At 73.3% G+C, this 19,391-nt stretch carries 18 protein-coding genes; 12 read left to right on the top strand and 6 right to left on the bottom strand.

Annotated elements, in window-relative coordinates:
• Positions 1-59: 59 nt before the first annotated feature.
• The 5 genes from ACQUFX_RS20985 to ACQUFX_RS20965 all read left to right on the top strand — a co-directional run bounded on the left by ACQUFX_RS20985 (position 60) and on the right by ACQUFX_RS20965 (position 5,196).
• On the top strand, positions 60-398 hold the full coding sequence (locus ACQUFX_RS20985; protein WP_428962042.1) for a YciI family protein: 339 nt from the start codon (positions 60-62) through the stop codon (positions 396-398).
• 20 nt (positions 399-418) lie between these two features.
• Positions 419-1,714 carry an RNA polymerase sigma factor gene (locus ACQUFX_RS20980; RefSeq protein ID WP_428962041.1) on the top strand — a complete coding sequence of 432 codons (1,296 nt, stop codon included), beginning with the start codon at positions 419-421 and terminating at the stop codon, positions 1,712-1,714.
• Positions 1,715-1,763: 49 nt separating this feature from the next.
• The gene (locus ACQUFX_RS20975; RefSeq protein WP_428962040.1) at positions 1,764-2,564 is read left to right on the top strand and encodes an SDR family NAD(P)-dependent oxidoreductase; all 801 of its coding nucleotides are present in this window, start codon (positions 1,764-1,766) and stop codon (positions 2,562-2,564) included.
• Positions 2,565-2,783: 219 nt separating this feature from the next.
• Entirely contained in the window at positions 2,784-4,247 is a 1,464-nt protein-coding gene (locus ACQUFX_RS20970) for an MFS transporter (RefSeq protein ID WP_428962039.1), read from the top strand.
• A gap of 382 nt (positions 4,248-4,629) precedes the next feature.
• A complete protein-coding gene (locus ACQUFX_RS20965; RefSeq protein WP_067359869.1) occupies positions 4,630-5,196 on the top strand; it encodes a pyridoxamine 5'-phosphate oxidase family protein in 567 nt (188 codons plus the stop codon).
• A gap of 111 nt (positions 5,197-5,307) precedes the next feature.
• Here the strand turns inward: ACQUFX_RS20965 and ACQUFX_RS20960 are convergent, their stop codons facing one another.
• Both ACQUFX_RS20960 and ACQUFX_RS20955 read right to left on the bottom strand, forming a co-directional pair.
• Positions 5,308-6,849 carry a GMC family oxidoreductase gene (locus ACQUFX_RS20960; protein WP_428962038.1) on the bottom strand — a complete coding sequence of 514 codons (1,542 nt, stop codon included), beginning with the start codon at positions 6,847-6,849 and terminating at the stop codon, positions 5,308-5,310.
• 216 nt (positions 6,850-7,065) lie between these two features.
• Positions 7,066-7,716 (bottom strand): TetR-like C-terminal domain-containing protein, encoded by a 651-nt coding sequence (locus ACQUFX_RS20955; RefSeq protein WP_428962037.1) that lies wholly within the window; start codon positions 7,714-7,716, stop codon positions 7,066-7,068.
• A 96-nt stretch (positions 7,717-7,812) separates the two neighbouring features.
• On the opposite strand from ACQUFX_RS20955, the gene ACQUFX_RS20950 reads away from it, so the two are divergent.
• The 3 genes from ACQUFX_RS20950 to ACQUFX_RS20940 all read left to right on the top strand — a co-directional run bounded on the left by ACQUFX_RS20950 (position 7,813) and on the right by ACQUFX_RS20940 (position 10,543).
• Positions 7,813-9,156 carry a carotenoid oxygenase family protein gene (locus ACQUFX_RS20950; protein WP_428962036.1) on the top strand — a complete coding sequence of 448 codons (1,344 nt, stop codon included), beginning with the start codon at positions 7,813-7,815 and terminating at the stop codon, positions 9,154-9,156.
• Positions 9,157-9,357: 201 nt separating this feature from the next.
• The gene (locus ACQUFX_RS20945) at positions 9,358-9,948 is read left to right on the top strand and encodes a hypothetical protein (RefSeq protein ID WP_428962035.1); all 591 of its coding nucleotides are present in this window, start codon (positions 9,358-9,360) and stop codon (positions 9,946-9,948) included.
• A complete protein-coding gene (locus tag ACQUFX_RS20940) occupies positions 9,938-10,543 on the top strand; it encodes a copper resistance CopC family protein (protein ID WP_428962034.1) in 606 nt (201 codons plus the stop codon). The genes ACQUFX_RS20945 and ACQUFX_RS20940 overlap by 11 nt, the downstream gene beginning before the upstream one ends.
• An 82-nt stretch (positions 10,544-10,625) precedes the next feature.
• Here ACQUFX_RS20940 and ACQUFX_RS20935 read toward each other — a convergent pair whose 3' ends face one another.
• A complete protein-coding gene (locus tag ACQUFX_RS20935; RefSeq protein ID WP_428962033.1) occupies positions 10,626-11,501 on the bottom strand; it encodes an SDR family NAD(P)-dependent oxidoreductase in 876 nt (291 codons plus the stop codon).
• A gap of 25 nt (positions 11,502-11,526) precedes the next feature.
• On the bottom strand, positions 11,527-12,123 hold the full coding sequence (locus tag ACQUFX_RS20930; RefSeq protein WP_428962032.1) for a carboxymuconolactone decarboxylase family protein: 597 nt from the start codon (positions 12,121-12,123) through the stop codon (positions 11,527-11,529).
• Positions 12,124-12,448: 325 nt separating this feature from the next.
• Between ACQUFX_RS20930 and ACQUFX_RS20925 the strand changes: the two genes are divergently transcribed.
• Both ACQUFX_RS20925 and ACQUFX_RS20920 read left to right on the top strand, forming a co-directional pair.
• Positions 12,449-13,498 carry a carboxymuconolactone decarboxylase family protein gene (locus ACQUFX_RS20925; protein ID WP_428962031.1) on the top strand — a complete coding sequence of 350 codons (1,050 nt, stop codon included), beginning with the start codon at positions 12,449-12,451 and terminating at the stop codon, positions 13,496-13,498.
• A 430-nt stretch (positions 13,499-13,928) separates the two neighbouring features.
• Entirely contained in the window at positions 13,929-14,738 is an 810-nt protein-coding gene (locus ACQUFX_RS20920) for a helix-turn-helix transcriptional regulator (protein WP_428962030.1), read from the top strand.
• 155 nt (positions 14,739-14,893) lie between these two features.
• Here ACQUFX_RS20920 and ACQUFX_RS20915 read toward each other — a convergent pair whose 3' ends face one another.
• The gene (locus ACQUFX_RS20915) at positions 14,894-15,625 is read right to left on the bottom strand and encodes a maleylpyruvate isomerase family mycothiol-dependent enzyme (RefSeq protein ID WP_428962029.1); all 732 of its coding nucleotides are present in this window, start codon (positions 15,623-15,625) and stop codon (positions 14,894-14,896) included.
• Positions 15,622-16,710, bottom strand: a complete 1,089-nt coding sequence (locus ACQUFX_RS20910; protein WP_428962028.1) for an SDR family NAD(P)-dependent oxidoreductase — start codon at positions 16,708-16,710, stop codon at positions 15,622-15,624. The genes ACQUFX_RS20915 and ACQUFX_RS20910 overlap by 4 nt, the downstream gene beginning before the upstream one ends.
• A gap of 273 nt (positions 16,711-16,983) precedes the next feature.
• Here ACQUFX_RS20910 and ACQUFX_RS20905 point away from each other — a divergent pair, with 273 nt between their 5' ends.
• Both ACQUFX_RS20905 and ACQUFX_RS20900 read left to right on the top strand, forming a co-directional pair.
• Complete coding sequence (locus ACQUFX_RS20905) at positions 16,984-17,967, top strand: DUF1702 family protein (RefSeq protein ID WP_428962027.1); 984 nt, start codon at positions 16,984-16,986, stop codon at positions 17,965-17,967.
• On the top strand, positions 17,964-19,331 hold the full coding sequence (locus ACQUFX_RS20900; protein ID WP_428962026.1) for a cytochrome P450: 1,368 nt from the start codon (positions 17,964-17,966) through the stop codon (positions 19,329-19,331). The genes ACQUFX_RS20905 and ACQUFX_RS20900 overlap by 4 nt, the downstream gene beginning before the upstream one ends.
• Positions 19,332-19,391: the final 60 nt, after the last annotated feature.

The raw sequence follows: 19,391 nt of genomic DNA, 5'->3' as shown, positions 1-19,391 counted from the left end.
GCGACCGCGTCCGGCCCGCGTACCCCGTCGTTGTACTGCGCGGACCGGGGAGGGTGACGGTGGAGTACGCACTGCTGATCTTTCACGACGACGGGGCCGAGCTGAGCCCGCAGGAGATCGACGACCACCCCCGGCACCGGAGCTGGCTGGCCGAGGTGCGCCGTCGGGGCGTCTTCGTCGGTGGCCAGCGGCTGCGCCCCGGGCACGCCGCCCGGACGGTGCGCAGCCGGGCCGGCGACACCCTGGTCACCGACGGCCCGTTCATCGAGGCCCGCGAGCAGGTGGGCGGGTTCGTCCTGCTCGACTGCGCGGACCTGGACGAGGCGACCGAGCTGGCCGCCCTGCACCCGTTCGCCGCGCTCGGCGCCATCGAGGTGAGGCCGGTCTGGAGCCGCTGAGCCTCGCCGCCGACGCCGCCGTGGCCGGTGCCTTCCGCCACGACCACCACCAGCTCGTCGGCAGCCTGGTCGAGTTCACCCGGGACCGGGACCTGGCCGAGGAGTGCGTGCAGGAGGCCTTCGCCGCCGCCGTGGAGCACTGGCGACGCGCGGGGGTGCCCCGGCGGCCCGGGGCGTGGCTGACCACCGTGGCCCGCAACCGGGCCGTCGACCGGCTGCGCCAGGAGCGCACCCGGGCCGTCCGGCTGCGCGAGCTGGCCGCCGCCCTGCCCGGGTACGACGAGGAACCGGCACCGCCGCCGGCGGTCGGCGACGCACAGCTCCGGCTCGTCTTCACCTGCTGCCATCCGGCGTTGACGCTGCCGTCGCAGGTCGCCCTCACCCTGCGTACCGTGGTCGGGCTCGGCCCGGGGGAGATCGCCCGGGCCCTGCTGGTCCCGCCGGGAACCCTGGCCCAACGGCTGGTCCGGGCCCGGCGTACCGTCCGCGCCGCCGGGCTGCGCTGCGAGCTGCCCCCGCCGGCCGAACTGCCCGCCCGCGCCACGGCCGTCCGCACCGTGCTGTACCTGCTCTTCACCGAGGGGTACGCGGCGACGGCCGGCGCGGACCTGCTCCGGCCCGCGCTCTGCGCGGAGGCGCTGCGGCTCGGTCGACTGCTGCTGCGGCTGCTGCCCGACGACCCGGAGTCGGCGGGGCTGGTCGCGCTGATGCTGCTGCACGACGCGCGCCGGCCGGCCCGGGTGGACCACCGGGGCGACCCGGTGCCGCTGGAGCGGCAGGACCGGACCCGGTGGGACCGGGCCCGGATCGCCGAGGGCGTCGGGCTGCTGGCGGGCGCGCTGCGGCGGGGCCGACCCGGGCCGTACCAGATCCAGGCGGCCATCCTGGCCTGTCACGCCGCCGCGCCGGACGCCGCCGCCACCGACTGGGCCCAGATCGCCGGCCTGTACGCGGAGCTGGCGGCGGTGGCCCCCACGCCGATGGTCCGGCTCAACCGGGCGGTGGCGGTCGGCATGGCGTACGGGCCGCAGCGGGGGCTGGCCCTGGTGGCGCAGGTGGAGCGGGCGGGGGAGCTGGCCGGGCACCACCTCGTCCCGGCCGTCCGCGCCGACCTGCTGCGCCGGCTCGGCCGGCGGGGGGAGGCCGCCGCCGCGTACCGGCGGGCGCTGGAGCTGGTGGGCAACGAGGCGGAGCGCCGGTACCTGCGCGGCCGGCTCGCCGAGGTCGACGGCCCGGCGGCCGGGGGGATTCCGGCTGTCCGGCACGATGAATCACGGAAAAATGTATATTTCCCCGAGAGTCGCCCGTCGGTCTGACGAACCGGCCCGGCACCACCGGGCCAGCCCACGACGAGGGGAATCAGACATGCTGTTGGAGAGCAGGGTCGCGGTCGTCCACGGCGCGGCGGGCGCGCTGGGCAGCGCGGTGTCGCGCGCCTTCGCCCGCGAGGGCGCCACCGTGTATCTCGCCGGGCGCACCCTGGACAAGGTCGAGATGCTCGCCAAGGAGATCACCGCCGAGGGCGGCCGGGCGTACGCCCACCAGGTCGACGCGCTCGACCCGGCCGCCGTCGACGGTCACCTCGCGCTGGTCACCGGCGAGGCGGGCCGGCTCGACGTGTCGTTCAACGCCGTCGGGGTGGACCACGTGCAGGGGGTCCCGCTGCGGGACCTGGCCCTGGCGGACTTCGTCGCCCCCTTCGACACCTTCGTGCGGACGCAGTTCCTCACCAGCGCGGCGGCGGCCCGGGTCATGGTGGCGCAGCGGTCCGGCGTCATCGTGACCCTGTCCACCTCGGCCGCGCGGGCCCCGATGCCCTCCGGGGGGTTCGGGGTCGCCTGCGCCGGCATCGAGTCGCTCACCCGGGAACTGGCCGGCGAGGTGGGCCCCTTCGGCGTCCGGGTGGTCTGCCTGCGCCCGGACGCCATCCCGGAGACCGTCGCCCACGGCTCGTACGTCCGCCAGACGTGGCGGCGGGCCGCCGAGGCGAACGGGGCGACCCTGGAGGACATGCTGGCCGCCAAGCCCGGCATGCCGAACCCGTTGCTGGGCCGGGCGGTGAGCCTCGCCGACGTGGCCGGCACCGCGCTGTACCTGGCCTCGGACCTGTCCAGCGGCCTCACCGGCTCGATCACCACCGTCGGGTGCGGGGTGCTGGTCGACTGAGCGTCGCCGGCCGCCCGGGTGCCGTCCCGGGCGGCCGGCCCGACCGCACCCACCACGGATCGGCGTGTCCATCCGGTGAACAGAGCACGCTCGAAGTGTGGCGGAACCGGGTAGCGTGGAAGGGGATTCCGCGTTACCCGGTGCGCAGGGTGTCACTACCAGTGGTAGGCACGGCAAGGAGATGGGTACCGCGCCCGTCGATGCCTACTGTTTGGCAGCATGGCGGAGATTAAGAGCACGTCGGAGCAGCTCAGCTCCGCACAGAAGCTCGCCTTGTTCGTGCTGCTCGGCGCGCAGTTCATGCTGTCGGTCGACTTTTCCATTCTCAATGTGGCACTGCCCCGGATGGGCGAGGGCGTCGGCCTGAGCCTGGCCGACCTGCCCTGGGTCGCCAGCGCGTACGCGCTGCCGGCGGCCGGTTTCACGCTGCTGTTCGGCCGGGTCGCGGACCTGTTCGGCCGCCGGCGGCTCTTCCTCGTCGGTATCGCCCTGCTGACCGTGGCCTCCCTGCTCGGCGGCTTCGCGACCAACGCCGCGATGCTGCTCGGCGCCCGCGTCCTCCAGGGCTTCGCCAACGCGATCGCCATCCCGGCGGCGATGGCCCTGCTGATCACCACCGTCTCCGACGAGCGGGCCCGCGCCCGGGTGCTCGGCCTCAACGGGGCCCTGCTCTCCGGTGGCTTCACCGTCGGCGCGCTGGTCGGCGGTGGCCTGGTCAGCGTCCTGGACTGGCGCTGGGCCTTCTGGATCAACGTGCCGGTCGCGGTGGCCATCCTGATCTTCACCCCGATGGTCATCAAGGAGAGCGTCCGCCCGGCCGGCGTCAAGCTGGACGTCCCGGGGGCGGTCACCGTCACCGCGGGTCTGCTGGCCCTGGTCTACGGCGTCAGCATGCAGAGCTGGCCCGCCTTCGTCGTCGGCGCGCTGTTCATCGGTGCCTTCTGGCTCGTCGAGCTGAGGGCCAAGGCGCCGCTGGTGTCGCTGACCCTGCTCAACCGGCCCAACATCAAGTGGGGCAACTACGCCGGCATCGTCACCTTCGTGATGGCCAGCGGGGTCAACTTCGGACTCACCCTGTACATGCAGGACGTGATCCAGCTCGCGCCCTTCACCACCGGCCTGGTGTTCGGTGTGCCGGGTCTGGTGGCGGTCATCGCCGGTGTCATCGCCGGCCGCATGATCGGGCGGTACGGGTACCGCAACGTGCTCGCGATCGGCCTGCTGGTGCAGGGGCTGACCACCGCGCCGCTGCTGCTCGCCGGCACCACGGCCAGCACCGGCCTGATGATCATCGTGCCCTCGCTGTTCCTGATGTACTTCGGGCACGTCACCTCCGTCGTCGCGTACACGGTCACGGTGACCTCCCACCTGGACGACTCGCAGCAGGGCCTGGCCACCGGTCTGGCCACCCTGTCCCAGCAGATCGCCGTCACCATCGGCATCCCGATCTTCGGGGCGCTGGTGGCCGCCCGCTCCGACCTGCTCGACGGCGTGCACTTCGCCATGCAGGTGCAGGTCGTGGTGATCCTGGTGTCGGTGGCCCTGATCTGGTTCGGTCTGCGCGACCGGGGCGGCGCCGCCGGCTCCCCGGCCGGTCGGCGGCAGGAGGCGGCACCGGCCGCCGAGGCGACGCCCGCGGCCCCGGTCGCCGTGCAGCGCAACGTGAGCGAGAACCCCGCCTGACGGCCACCCGCGCCGGGCTCCATGTCGGGTGACCGGCCCGGGTCACCCCCACCCGGCGGAGCCTGCGGGAACAGGGTCCCCGGCCGGACGCTGTCGTCGACGACGACGGTGCCGGCCGGGGACCTCGCCGTGTCTCTGCGGACCGCCGGGCGCGACGGGTGGCACGCGGCGGGACCGCCGCCCCGGCCGGGGCCGGGTGCCGGTGCCCGCCCGGGTTGGGCACGACGGGAGAAGGGCCGCCCCCCGCGCGTTGCGAGACTGGGCCGGTAGGGATCCGGCGACCCGGTGACGCGGGACGGACACGGCCGCTGTCGAGGGTGGCACGCGACGGAGCGGGTGCCGGTATCCATCGTCGCCGCTCCGCTGGTGGGAAGGGGCAGTTGTGGACTACCCGGAGATCGTGCACCTGATGAACACCGACCCGGTGGCGCAGACGCTGGTGGCGGCGCCGGTCCTGATGCGGCTCGGGTACGTGGGGCTGGACGGCCACCCGCGCTCGGTACCGGTCTCGTACGTGTGGAACGGCTCGGCGTTCGTCTTCGCCAGCCCGACGACCGCGTACAAGGTCCGGGCCATCGCGGCGCACCCGCAGGTGTCCTTCACCGTCGACACGATGGCGGCCGGGCCGCGCGAGAAGGCGGCGGCCCTGCTCGGCGTACCGGCCCCCGCCTACACCCCGCTGATCATGCTGGTCCGCGGCACCGCCTCGATCGAGGTGCGGCAGGGGCTCCCCGAGGAGCACGTGGCGGCCTCCCGCCGGATGATCGGGGACGACGCCATGGTGGAGTGGGAACGCGCCAAGCGGGCCCACACGACGGACATGGCGGTGGTGACGATCGTGCCGACCCACGTCACGCTCTGCGACTTCATCACCCGGTTCCCGCCCCCGGTCGAGATCAACGCCCCCGCGCACGGGGCGGGCGGGAACACGCCGAGCCCGGTCGGCTGACCGCTCCGGGGCGCCCGAGGGCGGTGGGCGGCCCCGGCGGTCGGGGCGGGACGCAGGACGGGCGCCCCGTGGGGTTCAGCACCACGGGGCGCCCGGGTCCGGGGCGGGCGGTCAGGACTGGCGGAGCCAGTCGGCGAGCCGCTCACCGATCATCGTGGAGGTGAGGTTGGTGTTGCAGTTGACGATCGAGGGCATCACCGAGGCGTCGCAGACGTACAGCCCCTCGGTGCCGTGCACCCGCAGCCGCTCGTCGACCACCGCGCCCTCGTCGTCCGCGGTGCCCATCCGGGCGGTACCGACCGGGTGGTAGCCGCTGTCGAGGCTGAGCCGGACGTAGTGGCGCATCAGCTCGTCGTCGGCGACCATCTCCTCGCCGAGCACGACGAACCGCTGGCCCGTGTCGTGGATACCGGCCGTCTGCATGAGCTGCCAGCAGTTGCGGACCGCGTCCACCAGGGTCTGCACGTCCCTTTCGGTGTCGAGGAAGTTCAGCACCACGTCCGGCGGGGCGGTGGGGTCGGCCGAGGTGAGGGTGAGCCGGCCCCGCGACTCCGGCCGCTGGTGCACGACCATCACCCCGAAGATCACCTTCGCCGCGGCCAGCATCTGCAACTCGGGGAAGAGCGTCAGGTCGAAGTGGTTGATCATGTAGTACTGGAGGTCGTTGAACTCCGTGGAGCCCGGCGCGGTGGTGCGCAGGATCGTCTGGAGGAAGGCGTCCTCGGTGTTGAACGACCCCGGCTGGGGCACCATGAAGGCGCCGGTGCGGGGGTGGTCGATCAGGTCGGCGCCCACCCCGGGGCGGTCCAGCAGCACGTCGATGCGCAGCCGGCGCAGGTCGGCGGCGGGCCCGATGCCCGAGCGCAGCAGGATCGCCGGGGAGTTGACCGCCCCGGCGGCCAGGATGACCTGGCCGGCCTCGATCACCTCGGTGCCGCCGCCGGGCTTGGCGATCTCGACCCCGGTCGCCCGGGTGCCCCGGAACACCACCCGGTTGACCTGGACGCCGGAGCGGATCTCCAGGTTCTCCCGGTCCCGGGCGGGGTGCAGGTACCCCATCGCGCTGGACCACCGGGTCCGCAGGTCGCGGCGGTTGGAGGGGATCGGCCCCACGCCGGTGGCCTCCGGGTGGTTGTGGTCGGCGACCTCGGCGTAGCCGGCCTTGAGGCAGGCCTCCTGGAACACCTGCTGCACCGGGGCGACCTCGTCGGCCTTCCAGCGGCGGATCGGGATGGGCCCGCCCCTGCCGTGGAACTCGTCGTCGAAGTCGAGGTCGTCCTCCAGGCGCTTGTAGAACGGCAGCACCTCGTCCCAGGCCCAGGCGGGGTTGCCCATGGCGGCCCACTCGTCGAAGTTCTCCGGGTTGCCGCGCAGGGCGATGGTGGCGCCGACGGCGGAGGAGCCACCGGTGACCTTGCCGCGCGGGTAGATGATCCGGCGGCGGTCGGTGATCTCGGCCTTGAAGTGCCAGTCGTGCAGGTCCATCGACATGGCGCTGCCGTCGGTCAGGTCGGCCGGGGTGTCGGCGACGGTGGCGAAGTCGGGGCCGGCCTCCAGCAGCAGAACCCGGCGGTGGGGGTCCTCGCTCAGCCTGCCGGCCAGCGCGGCTCCGGCGGAACCGGACCCGACCACCAGATAATCGATTCCAGGCATCATCGACATCCTTCGATACGTTGGGGAAGGGGGCAATCCTGTGGCGTGACTCGCAGGAGTGGATGCGCTTCCAGTGCAGAGTGCTCGGGACCCGACACGAGCATCACATTGGGCTACGCCTGTTACTTCTCCGCCGTTGCTCACCGACCGCGACCGGCCCCGGGTGCCGCCGCGCCGGGGGCGCCGGCCCGCCCGGCGCCCGACGGTGGGGACGGGTCAGGCGCGCGGCGCCCGGCGCCGTCGGGCCCGCGCGTACGAGGCCGCCGCCTGGTCGGGGTCGTCGCCGGCGCCGACCATGAGGGACCGTAGCTGCGCCTCGAAGCAGACGTCCGGGTCGTACGGGTCGATCAGGTAGCCACCCAGTTCGAGGCTGACCAGCCCGTGCAGGGCGATCCACATGTTCTGGGCGACCAGCAGCGGGTCGCCGGTGCGGAACCGGCCCTGGGTGGTGGCCCGCGCCACCGCGTCGACCAGCGGCTGGAGGGTGTACCGGCCGTGCTGCCGGTCGCCGTCGGCCAGGGCGAACCCGCCGAGCGCCGCGCTGCCGAACATCACCTGGTAGAGCGGGGGGTGGTCGAGGGCGTTGGCCCGGTAGGCGTACCCGAGGGCCATCATGTCGGCGACCGGGTCGGTGGTGGCCCGCACGGTCGACATCCGCCGGTGCAGCCGGGCGAAGCCCTCGTGCACCATCGCCCGCACCAGGTTGTCCATGCCGCCGAAGTGCGTGTAGACGGCCGTGGTCGAGGCACCCACGGCCGCCGCGAGGCGGCGGGTGGTCAGGCCGGCGACGCCCTCCTCGGCCAGCAGCCGGGCGGCGGCTTCCAGCAGGGCGGTCGCCAGCGTCGGGTCGATGCGGCGCGGGCTCACGTTGACATGTTCTCACGCCGGGCGTACGGTTCTTTAAGTAACGGTGTTACGTAACTGCGATACGTAAAGATCCGCGACATCCCGGTGGAGGACCCGATGAGCGTCGCCGCCCGTGCCCTTGCGACCCCGCCCCGCTACGACAACCGACGCCCCGTCGCCACCGAGTCGACCGAGCTGGACCTGACGGTCACCGGACGGCTGCCGGCCGAGCTGGACGGCTGCTTCGTCCGCATCGGGCCCAACCCGCTGGGCGGCGCCCGCCCGGCACACTCCCTGGTCGGCGACGGCATGGCGCACGGGGTACGGCTGCGCGCGGGCCGGGCGCTGTGGTACCGCAACCGGTGGATCCGCACCGACCGGGTCGCCCGTGCCCTGGGGGAGCTGCCGCTGCCCGGCCCCCGCCACGGGCTCTCCGACAACGCGGGCGGCAACCTCATCCGGCACGGCGGTCGCCTCCTCGCCCTCGGCGAGGCCGGCGTGCTCCCCGTCGAGCTGGACGGCCACCTGGACTCGGTGGCCCGGGTCGACTTCGACGGCACGCTGCCGCACGGCTTCGCCGCCCACGCCCAGTGCGACCCGGTCACCGGCGAGCTGTTCGCCGTCGCCTACTACCACGAGCTGCCCTACGTCGAGCACCTCGTGATCAGCCCCGAGGGGCGGGTGCGCCGCTGCGACCGGATCGAGGTCACCGGCCCGCCGCTGATGCACTCGCTCGCGCTGACCGACCGGCACTCGGTGCTGTTCGACCTGCCGGTGGTCTTCGACCCGCGGCTGGCGCGGGCCGGCTCCCGCTTCCCGTACGCCTGGTCGGCCGGGCGGCCGGCCCGGCTGGGGCTGCTGCCCCGCCGGGCCCCGGGGGACGTGCGCTGGTTCGAGGTGGACCCCTGCTACGTCTTCCACCCGGTCAACGCCTACGAGGTCGACGACCGGTGCGTGGTCGACGTGATCCGCTACGACCGGGTCTTCGACCGGGACCTGCACAGCCCGGGGGAGAGCCCCCCGACCCTGTGGCGCTGGACCCTGGACCTGACCCGGGGCACCGTCGCCGCCGAGCAGCTCGACGACATCCCGCAGGAGTTCCCCCGCATCGACGAACGTCGCACGACCATGGCCCACCGGTACGCCTACACGGTGGCCATGCAGTCCGGGGCGGGGGTGCTGGGCGGCTCGGCGCTGCTGCGCCACGACCTGGTCCGCCGGGAGGTGACGGTGCACGACTTCGGCCCGCACCGGGAGGCGGGGGAGGCGGTGTTCGTGCCCCGGGGGCCGCTCGCCGCCGAGGACGACGGCTGGCTGCTCACCTACGTCCACGACGGCCGTACCGACCGCAGCAGCCTGGTCGTCCTCGACGCCGGCGACGTGGCCGGCCCGCCGGTCGCCGTGGTGCACCTGCCCACCCGGATTCCCAGCGGCTTCCACGCCAACTGGATCCCGGCCTGACCCGTCGCCGATCCCCCCGGACACCCGCTCGGTCGCCATCCACAGTGGCGAATCGATCGCTGCCGGAAAGCCGACGGCAACTCGGCAATCTCAAGGAACTCTGGAATGCCGCGGTTGGCTAGCTTCGCGGCAAGCCGCTGACTGCCTCTCCCCGCGGCCTCTTGGCGTGCTCGTCCCGCGTCCTCACGGAAGGTGCCAGACATGTCGCAATCCCTCACCGCCGCCCGCCCCGGCGGGCTGCTCGGGTGGCTCAACGGGCCGCACCACAAGGCGGCCCTGAACGGCTTCCTGCTGGTCACGGTCGCCCACTGGGCCGAGCACCTGGTGCAGGCCTACCAGATCTGGGCGCTGGGCCTGGCCCGGCCGCAGGCCCGGGGCGTGCTCGGCCAGTTCTACCCCTGGCTGGTCTCCTCGGAATGGTTGCACTACGGGTACGCGATCGTGATGCTGGCGTTCCTGTTCCTGCTGCGCCGGGGCTTCGTCGGCCGGGCCAGGACCTGGTGGACGGTGGCGCTGGCCATCCAGTTCTGGCACCACATCGAGCACTTCCTGCTGCTGTGGCAGGCGCAGGCCGGCGTGGTGTTCTTCGGCCAGGCGGTGCCGACCAGCCTGCTCCAGCTCGTCCTGCCCCGGGTGGAGCTGCACCTGTTCTACAACTCGGTCGTCTTCGTGCCGATGGTCATCGCGATGTACCTGCACCTGCGCCCCAACCGTCGGGAGCAGGAGCTGATGTCGTGCAACTGCACCGGCAGGCACGCCGACAGCCGGCCCCTCGCGCTCCATGGTGCGTGAACTGAGCCCCCGGCCCGGTGGTCACCGGCGGACGGCGTTCGCCGCCGCGGTGGCTGCCGGGCTGGTCGCCCTCGTCCTCACGTCCGGCCCGGCGCGGGCGCAGGGCGGCCTGGTGGCGGCCGACCCGCCGGCCGGGGCGGCGCTCACCGCCGCACCGGCCGAGGTGGCCCTGACCTTCGGGGCGGAGATCGATGAGGCGGACTCGCACGTGGCGGTGCTCGACGCCGCCGGCGCGCGGATCGTCGAGGAGCCGGCGCGTCCCTCGGGCGGGGCCGGCCTGCGGCTGCCGGTGCGGATCGGCGCCGCCGGGGACTACACGGTCGCCTACCACGTGACCTTCGTCGACGGCGGCACCGCCACCGGCGCGCACCGGTTCAGCGTGGGCACCGGGCGCGCACCGGCTCCCCTGGACGCCGCCGCCCGGCAGGCCGGTACGGACGCGGTGCGCACGCACGGCCACACCGTCGACGGGTTCAGCGCCTTCCTGCTGGTCGTCGACGGGGCGGTGCTGGCGGTGGTGCTCGCCCTGCTGTGGCTGCGCCCCCGCAACGGTCGACGTCCCATGTCGCTACGAGCCGCCGACCCAGGGCTGTAGACGAGGACGGTACGACGTGCGGGCAGCGGGGGAAACGACGAGCGGCGCCGACGACATCCGTCGGCGCCGCTGGCGTGCGTGGTCAGGGAATGGGGAAGAACGAGCGGACGAACTTCTCCCACCCGCGTTCACCGATGATCGCCCGCATCTTCGGCAGCACCCGGGGCGGCATGCCGAGCCGGTAGCGGATGCGGGGGTTGGGGGTGGTGACCGCCTTCTCCAGGACCTTGGCGACGTGTTCGGCCCGTACCGCGATCTTGCCGCGCAGGGGCGGGTTGTCGCTGAGCCGGTACGCCTGGTGCCAGTCGACGAAGTACTCCCAGAAGTCCCGGTACAGGGCGGGGTTGTCGTGCGAGTCCATGCCCAGGTCGGAGACGCTGTCCGGGACGAAGCCGCCGAGGATGGGCGCGGGCTGGATCACCACCACCTTGATGCCGAAGCGGGACACCTCCAGGCGCAGGGAGTCGCCGATCGCCTCCAGGGCGTGCTTGGTGGCCTGGTAGTAGCCCCGGCCGGGGGTGGCGAACATGCCGAAGATCGACGACATGATGATCACCCGGCCGGCGCCCTGGTCCCGCATCCCGGGCAGGACCATCTGGGTGAGCCGACTCAGGCCGAACACGTTCGTCTCGAACTGGGCGCGCACCTCGTCCATCGGGGTCTCGCCGATGGTGCCGTTCAGGCTGTAGGCGGCGTTGTTGATCAGGGTGCCGACCGCCCCGTGGTCCTCGGTGACCCGCTTGACGGCCGCCGCCATCGACTCCTCGTCGGTGACGTCGAGGTGGAGCACCGTGATGCCCTCGTCGGCCAGGTCGGACAGGGCGGCCAGGTTGCGCCCGGTGGCGTAGACCGGCCACCCCGCCCGGTGCAGCCGCAGCGCGGTCGCCTTGCCGGAGCCCGAGGAGAGGCCGGTGCCGGAGGAGGCGCCGGTGAGCAGGATGGCGCGTGACTGGGTCATGATGGCTTCCCTTCCCGGCCGGGTGTCACTCGTCGGCCAGCCGCGCGATGCGGCTGCGGTCGACGGAGGAGCCCAGCCCGGTGGCGTCGACCAGGCGGTTGATGAACGCGAACAGACAGGCGCAGAAGACAGCCTCCAGCAGCTCCGCGTCGCTCCAGCCGGCCTCGGTGGCCCGCTCCCAGTCCGCATCGGTGATCTTGTACGAGCCGGTGCTCACCTTCGTCACCAACTGCATCAGCGGCATGGTGCGCTCGTCCACCGGCAGTTCCTCGGCGGTGGACGCGTTGGCCACCGCCTCCAGCAGCTCGTCGCTGCCGCCGAACTGGCTGAGGAACCAACTGTGCGTGCCCACGCAGTACGGGCAACCGTTGAGTTTGGACGTCCATGCGGAGATCAGCTCCTTGAGCTCCCGGGGCAGGGTGTCGCCCCCGAAGATGCCCCCGTATCCGGCCACCACCACCGCGAGCAACCGTGGATTGGTGGAGGTGAGCCGGAACATGTCGGGGACGAATGGCAGACCGGTGACCGCCTTGATTTCCTCGTAGAGCTCGGCGGTGCGACCCTCGGCCTGCTCCTCGTCGATCAGGGGAACCCTGACTCCCGGCTGTTTCGTCGATTGCATGAGCCTTCTCCTGGTTGCTCGGGCGATGTCGGGCCAGCGGTGCGACAGCATGACCAGCGTCGAAGCCAATCTGGATGTCGTCGGTGGCCGCAGCGAACTCCGACGGGGCGACGGGGGATGCGGAGGCACCGGTGACAGTTGCCGGAAAACGATTCCGCTGGCTCATGATGACACGCCGCACCGGTCGATGTACTCTCCCAGATTGCCTAGTGGGTAATCGCTGCCCGGCGGAACCCTCGTAGCGCCTCGACCGTACTTATTACTAGCTCACGGCACTTTTCGCCGATAACCTGTGTTCAATTCGCCAAGATGGATGAGGTACGTGATGCCGGCAAGTGTTCTGCGACCGGTGCTGGGTGCGCTGGGACTGACCCAGATCCGACACGTCTCCCCCGTGCGACGTGGCCGGGCGGACGGCCTGGTGGCCAGGGTCTACGGGCAGATGGAGACCGACTTCGGGGTGCTGGCGCCGCCGGTCGCCCTGCACGCCCAGGCGCCCGAGGTGCTGGCGGCGGCGTGGATGCTGCTGCGGGAGACCCTGATCGTGCCGGGGGCGGCGCCCCGGGCGGCCAAGGAGTCGGTGGCCACCGCCGTCTCGCTGGGTAACGTCTGCCCCTACTGCGCGACGATCCACAACAACGCGCTGGGCCTGCTCGGCCCCGCCGGCCCCGACGCCGCCGACCGGGGGGCCGGCGGCGAGGAGGAGTTGGAGCGGTTCGTCGGGTGGGCGATGCCGGCCGACGGCGGGACGCCGTCGGCCGCGCCGTTCCCGGCCGCCCAGGGGCCCGAACTGGTCGGCACGGCGGTGCTGCTGCACTACCTGAACCGGGTGGTCAACGTCTTCCTGCGGGACGTGCCGCTGCCGCCGGGGGTGCCGGAGTTCATGCTGCCCGTGGTGCTGCGGGTGCTGGGCGGGGCCATGGTGGGCGCCGCGCGCGACCCGCACCCGCCGGGACGGTCGCTGGACCTGCTCCCGGACGCCCCCCTCCCGCCGGACCTGCCCTGGGCGGTGGGCAACCCGACGGTGGCCCAGGCCTTCGGCCGGGCCTGCGCGGTGATCGAGGCGGCCGGTCAGCGGTCGGTCCCCGAGCCGGTGCGGGACCTGGTCCTGGTCAACCTGGTGGGCTGGCGCGGTGGTCCGCGGGGGATCAGCCGGACGTGGGTGGAGGAACTGGTCTCGGGGTTGTCCGAGCAGCACCGGCCCGCCGGGCGGTTGGCCCTGCTGGTCGCCTTCGCCTCGTACCAGGTGGACGCGGGGGTGATCCAGGCCTGCCGGAGCACCGGCGCGGACGACCGCGGCCTGGTCGAACTCTGCTCCTGGGCGGCCATGGCCGCGGCGCGGTGGCTGGGCGCGCTCCTCCCGACCCCGGACTGATTGTGTCCGGACAGCGCGTACTTCGCCGAACAATTCGGATAATTGTTGTCGTGCTCAGTTAACGGTGCGTCATCGCGGGTAACAAGAACAAACTTTCCATGTGTATTGATCTCTGTGCATGGTATTGTCATGGTCGTGCCAAGGCCGCTAAGTGCACAGACAGTTAGCGTGGCGTTCGCATCATCGGCCCCCACCCCTCCGGCCCCAAACCTTCGGTGAACTGGCAATTTTCCCAACTGTAACCCGGGTGGATCGAACACCTGTTCCGTTACGTGTCGTCGATGATGTCGTAGCGGTCCAGGGTGGGTGATGTGCTGCCGGCCGCAGGGCGGTGTGTCCTGCGGCCGGGTGCCGCCGGCACGCGAGCGCGGTGTGCTCGACGGTCGGTCCGGTAACTGTCTGGCGTGCTCACGAATGGAGTTGATTCGCCATGCACAATGCCGTTGAACGGGCTATCTCGATCATGTGGGACCGTTACCACGAACCGCTTTCACTCGACGCTATGGCTGATTCCGCGTTTCTCAGCCGGTTTTACTTCTCTCGGCTGTTCCGGTCCAAGACCGGCACTTCGCCCGGCCGGTTCCTGACCGCCATCCGCCTCTACAAGGCCAAGAACCTGCTGCTGGAGACGGACATGAGCGTGACCGACATCGCCTACGCGGTCGGGTACAACAGCCTGGGCACCTTCATCAGCCGGTTCACCCGCAGCGTCGGCATCTCCCCGGCCCGCTACCGATGGCTGGCCGAGCACGGCATCCCCCACCTGTCCCGGACCCGTACGGCCGGCCCCCGCCGCCGGGCCACCATCGGCGGGCGGATCGTCCTGCCCCCGGTCGACGTACCGGTCAAGATCTACGTCGGGGTCTTCGACAGCCCCATCGTGCAGGGCCTGCCGGCCTCCTGCGACATCCTGGAGGAGTCCGGCGACTACCTGTTGCGGGACGTCCCCGAGGGGGAGTGGTACCTGCGGGCCGCCGCGATCGCCCTGGAGGACGTCGCCGCCAAGCCCTCCATGCGGCGTCCGGTGGCCGTCGGCGCCCACGACGCGCTCACCGTGGCCGCCGGCGCCGACCTCACCGTGCACCTGGACCTGCACCCCACCGGGGTCTTCGACCTGCCCATCCTCATCGCCCTCCCGGAACTCGACAACCACGCGCCCGAGACCGGGACGCGGCGGGGCTTCGGCCGCCAGGAACGGCGGAGCGTCCGGTCGGGCCGGGTGCTGCACAACGCCAGGTGACCCGCCCGTCCGGGGCGGGCAGCGGGCCGGTGGGGCGGGGCCGCCGGCCGGCTACCGCCGCCGGTGCCGGCCGGCCGGCACCGCCGCCCAGCGGCACCGGCCGGCGCGGACACCCGGGACGCCCGAGCCGTACCCTCGGACGTCCCAGCCTCGCGTCAGCGCACCCCGTCCAGGGCGGCTGAGCCCGGGGTGCCGTCAACGGCCACCGCCTCCGGCACCCGGAACGGACCCCAGGTGAACGCCGGCAGCCACCGCCGCGGGTCCTCGCTCCAGCGCAGCGACCGGATCTGCGCCTCGGTGCGCCGCCCGGCCAGCGACAGGTACACGTCGTACCAGTGCCCCGACACCGTCGCGGCCGGCTCACCCGTCCCCGCCACCAGAAGGCCGTGCCCGCTGCGCACCGCCAACGCCGGCAGGCCGTGACCCGCCAGTGACGCGGTCAGCCCGGTCACCAGGACATGGATCGCCACCGGCAGCGCCGGGTGGTCCTCCGGCGGCGCGGCACCGAGTGCCCGGCGCAGGTCCAACTCGTGGGTGAAGGCGTCCATCACGAGAATGCCCCGGTCCATCGACGCCGGGCCGGCGAGGAACTCCTCCACCGGTCCGCTCAGCTCCGCCCACCGGGCCAGCAGCTCCGGCAGCCCCGCCCGCGGGCCGGGGGCCGGTGCCGGCGGCAGCCCGGTGACCCGGTCGTGCACCCGGGCGCAGACCTCCACCAGATGGGCGACGAGGTCCCGCACCGTCCACCCCGGACAGTGCTCCACCTGGACGGTCGCCGCGTCCGGGTCGGCCGTCACCAGGGCCTCCGTCGTCTCCCGCACCCGGCGGTAGGCGGCCGGGGCCCCACCACCGGGTGGGCCGGGGGACCGGGTCTGCGTGCTGGTCATGACGATGCCTCCTCGTGCCGCGAAGGAGCGGCCTCGACGGGCCGCGCCGCGGACGCGACGCGGTCGGTGACGGCGGCCCGGCCGGCCTGCGCCGCCGTCAGCCGCCCGGACCGGTGCAGCCAGCGCACCGTGTCGGCGAGCGTCTCGGTGACCGGCCGGGGCACCGGCCCCAGAGCCGGCGGCCCCGGTTCGGGGCGGGCGTCGCGGGCGCAGACGTAGCAGGCGCCGTACTCGGCCGGGATGTGCCAGGGCCACACCCGCTGCACCAGGTCGGTGGCGTAGGCGAACGGCAGGACCGCCCGCGCCGGCAGGAACACGGTGGGCAGCCGCCGCCCGGTCACCGCGCGTACCGCCCCGACGAAGTCGCGGGTGCTCAGGTAACGGCCGGGGCCCAGGTGCCGGGTGCCCCGCTCACGTGGCGCGGTGACCATGGCGACGTGCAGGGCCGCCGTGTCCCGGACGTCACCGACCGGGAAGCCCCCGGTGGGCCACATCGGCATCAGCCCCCGCAACACGTACCGCAGCCGGGCGTTCTGGTCGCCGAGCTTCGGGTCGTCCGGGCCGAGCAGGGCCGGCGGATAGCTGATCACCACCGGCGCGCCGTGCTCCTGGTACCACCGGGCCACCCGTTCCGCCGCCGCCTTGCTGGCCAGGTACGTCTCCCGGGCGGCGGACGGCGGTGACTGGGGCCCCACCTCCCCGGCCGGGGAGGGCCGCAGGGCGCCGAACGTCGACACGTGCACGGTACGACCCACCCCGAGCCGTGCGGCGGCACCCAGCACCACCTCGGTACCCCGCAGGTTGGTCCGCCGGGTCAGCCCGTGCGACCGGCTGTCGAACGAGTACACCGAGGCGGCGTGGACCACCGCGTCGGCACCGCGGACCGCCCGGCTCACCGCCGCCTCGTCGGTGACGTCACCGACCGCGACCTCCACCGCCCCGCTCGGCACCCCCAGCGGGGTCAGGGCCGGGGCGACCCGGTCGGGGTCGCGGGCCAGCACCCGGACCCGCTGCCCGGCGGCGGCCAGCGCGGCGACCGTGTGGGAGCCGACGAACCCGGTACCGCCCGTCACGAGAACCACCATCGGGAAGCTCCTCTCCGCCCGCGACCGGCGCCCCGACGCGCGGCGCGCCACGGCTGCCGGAGCTTGGCGGGCGGCTCGATCGTGGCTCCGGAGAGGGCCGCCGGGCTTCTCCGACGGTGCCGTTGTCCCGCGCCGGACCCACCGGCCGGGCGCGCTCCGGTCCCCGGCGATCCCCGGCAGTCCGCCAGGGCAACCGGGAAGTGGCTGTGCGGTGCCGCCGGTCCGCAGGATGGGGCAGTTGGATCGCCATCCTCCGATGAATGGGAGCAGCAGGTGGCCGGCACCATCAGGGCGCTCAGGCGCCGCATCCTCACCCCCGACATCTCCGAGACCCTCGTCTCCACCCGGGGCTTCCACGACAAGAGCCCGCAGGCCCGCGCCGTCCTGGAGACGGTGGGTGCGTCCTTCCTGGCGGGTCTCTCCTCGGCCGCCGGCGCCCGCCAGGTCACCGACGTCGACCTCGACCTGGCCGACCTGCCCACCCGGTTCCAGGGCTTCGCCTACGAGGGGGCGGCGATGGGCTTCGCGCTGGTCGACGCCCTCACGCCGGGCACCCCCCGGCGCAGCGCGGAGTTCCTCGCCGGTACCGGCGACCGGCACGTCTACATGGCCTACGTCGGCATCGGCTGGGCCCTGGCGCGGCTGCCCCGGATGCTGTGGCGACGGGCCCTGGCCGCCGCCACCGACCCGCTGCTGCGCTGGCTGGTGCACGACGGGTACGGCTTCCACCAGGCGTACTTCCACACCGACGCCTACGTGCACGGGCGGCGGGCCGTGACCGACTTCCCGTGGCCCTCCCGGGCCGAGTCCGGCTACGCGGCGCGCGCCATCGACCAGGGCATCGGCCGGGCCACCTGGTTCGTCGCCGGCAGCGACCCGAAGCTCGCCGCCGACCTGCTCGACCGTTTCGAGCCGGCCCGCCGTCAGGACCTCTACAGCGGGGCCGGGCTCGCGGCCACCTACGCGGGTGGCTGCACAGAGGAGGAGCTGCGGCTGTTCCAGCGCCGCGCCGGGGAGCACGCCCCCTTCGTCGCCCAGGCCTCCGCCTTCGCCGCCCAGGCCCGCATGCGGGCCGGGCTGCTGGTGCCGCACACCGACCTGGCGACCCGGGTGTTCTGCCGGGCCCCGGCCGCCGACGCCGCCCGGGTCACCGAGGAGCTGATCCCGGCCGGCCCCGCCGGTGGGCTGCCCGCCTACGAGGTGTGGCGGCGGGCCGTCGCCGAACGGTTCCGCAGCACGGTACGGGTGCAGCCGTGACCGCCGTGGCCGACCGGCGGCGGCTGCGTCCCCCGGGGCCCTCCCCGTGGACGGCGCCGACGCTGCTCGGGCGGATGGCCCGCAACCGGCTCGACGTGATGCGCGACGTGGCGGCCCGGTACGGCGACGCGGTCCGGCTGCCGCTGGGCCCGAAGACGCTGTACTTCTTCAACCACCCCGACCACGCCAAGTACCTGCTGGCCGAGAACCCCGGCAACTACCACAAGGGGATCGGCCTGGTGCACGCCCGCCGTACCCTCGGCGACGGCCTGCTGACCAGCGAGGGTGAGCTGTGGACGAAGCAGCGCAAGGTGATCCAGCCGGTGTTCCAGGCCCGGCGCATCGCCCGGCAGGCCGACGCCATCGCCGAGGAGGCGGTGGGGATGGCCACCCGGCTGCGCCGGGCCGTCGGGGCCGGGCCGGTCGACATCCGGCACGAGATGACCGAGCTGACCCTCGGGGTGCTCGGCCGGACCCTGCTCGACGCCGACCTCGGTGAGTTCGGTGGCCTCGGCACGGCCTTCGAGGCCGTGCAGGACCAGGCCATCTTCGAGATGATGTCGCTCGGTGCGGTACCGACCTGGGTGCCGCTGCCCCGGCAGCTCCGGTTCCGCCGGGCCCGGGCCGAGCTGCAACAGATCGTCGACCGGCTGGTGACCCAGCGCCGGGCCGAGCCCGGCGGCGCCGAGGGCCGCGACGACGTGGTCTCCCGGCTGATCGAGTCGACCGGCCGGGAGAGCGACCCACGGGTCGCCCGGCAGCGGATGCGCGACGAGCTGGTCACCCTCCTGCTGGCCGGGCACGAGACCACCGCCAGCACCCTCACCTGGACCTTCCACCTGCTCGACCGGCACCACGAGGTCTGGGAACGGCTGCACGCCGAGGCGGTCGAGGTGCTCGGCGACCGGACCCCGGTCTACGAGGACCTGCACCGGCTGCGGTACACCGCGATGGTGATCGACGAGGTGATGCGGCTGTACCCGCCGGTGTGGCTGCTGCCCCGGATCGCGCAGGGCGAGGACCAGGTCGGCGGCTGGCACGTGCCGGCCGGGGCGGACGTGGTGCTGTGCCCGTACACCCTGCACCGGCACCCGGAGTTCTGGCCCGACCCGGACCGGTTCGACCCGACGCGGTTCCACCCCGACAAGCCGGTGGACCGCCCCCGGTACGCCTACATCCCGTTCGGGGCCGGCCCCCGGTTCTGCGTCGGCAACAACCTGGGCCTGATGGAGGCGGTGTTCGTGCTCGCCTGCGTGTCCCGGGAGCTGCGGCTGTCCCTGCGACCGGGCTACCGGGTGGTGCCCGAGCCGATGCTGACCCTGCGGGTCCGTGGCGGCCTGCCCATGCACGTCTACGAGGCCTGATCCGACGACCCCCGGCGCAACCGGTGCCCGCACCGGTTGCGCCTCGTCGTGTGCGGGCAG

Source organism: Micromonospora fluostatini (assembly GCF_050410825.1).
Lineage (GTDB): Bacteria > Actinomycetota > Actinomycetes > Mycobacteriales > Micromonosporaceae > Micromonospora > Micromonospora rosaria.
This window is presented reverse-complemented; position numbering and strand designations above follow the sequence as displayed.

Excerpts from the sequence above, each read along its gene's own strand:
- ACQUFX_RS20940 (WP_428962034.1), top strand. The coding sequence starts at position 9,938 with ATGGTGCGTGAACTGAGCCCCCGGCCCGGTGGTCACCGGCGGACGGCG.
- ACQUFX_RS20935 (WP_428962033.1), bottom strand. The coding sequence starts at position 11,501 with ATGACCCAGTCACGCGCCATCCTGCTCACCGGCGCCTCCTCCGGCACC.
- ACQUFX_RS20975 (WP_428962040.1), top strand. The coding sequence starts at position 1,764 with ATGCTGTTGGAGAGCAGGGTCGCGGTCGTCCACGGCGCGGCGGGCGCG.
- ACQUFX_RS20915 (WP_428962029.1), bottom strand. The coding sequence starts at position 15,625 with ATGACCAGCACGCAGACCCGGTCCCCCGGCCCACCCGGTGGTGGGGCC.
- ACQUFX_RS20920 (WP_428962030.1), top strand. The coding sequence starts at position 13,929 with ATGCACAATGCCGTTGAACGGGCTATCTCGATCATGTGGGACCGTTAC.
- ACQUFX_RS20910 (WP_428962028.1), bottom strand. The coding sequence starts at position 16,710 with ATGGTGGTTCTCGTGACGGGCGGTACCGGGTTCGTCGGCTCCCACACG.
- ACQUFX_RS20970 (WP_428962039.1), top strand. The coding sequence starts at position 2,784 with ATGGCGGAGATTAAGAGCACGTCGGAGCAGCTCAGCTCCGCACAGAAG.
- ACQUFX_RS20945 (WP_428962035.1), top strand. The coding sequence starts at position 9,358 with ATGTCGCAATCCCTCACCGCCGCCCGCCCCGGCGGGCTGCTCGGGTGG.
- ACQUFX_RS20960 (WP_428962038.1), bottom strand. The coding sequence starts at position 6,849 with ATGCCTGGAATCGATTATCTGGTGGTCGGGTCCGGTTCCGCCGGAGCC.
- ACQUFX_RS20925 (WP_428962031.1), top strand. The coding sequence starts at position 12,449 with ATGCCGGCAAGTGTTCTGCGACCGGTGCTGGGTGCGCTGGGACTGACC.
- ACQUFX_RS20930 (WP_428962032.1), bottom strand. The coding sequence starts at position 12,123 with ATGCAATCGACGAAACAGCCGGGAGTCAGGGTTCCCCTGATCGACGAG.
- ACQUFX_RS20950 (WP_428962036.1), top strand. The coding sequence starts at position 7,813 with ATGAGCGTCGCCGCCCGTGCCCTTGCGACCCCGCCCCGCTACGACAAC.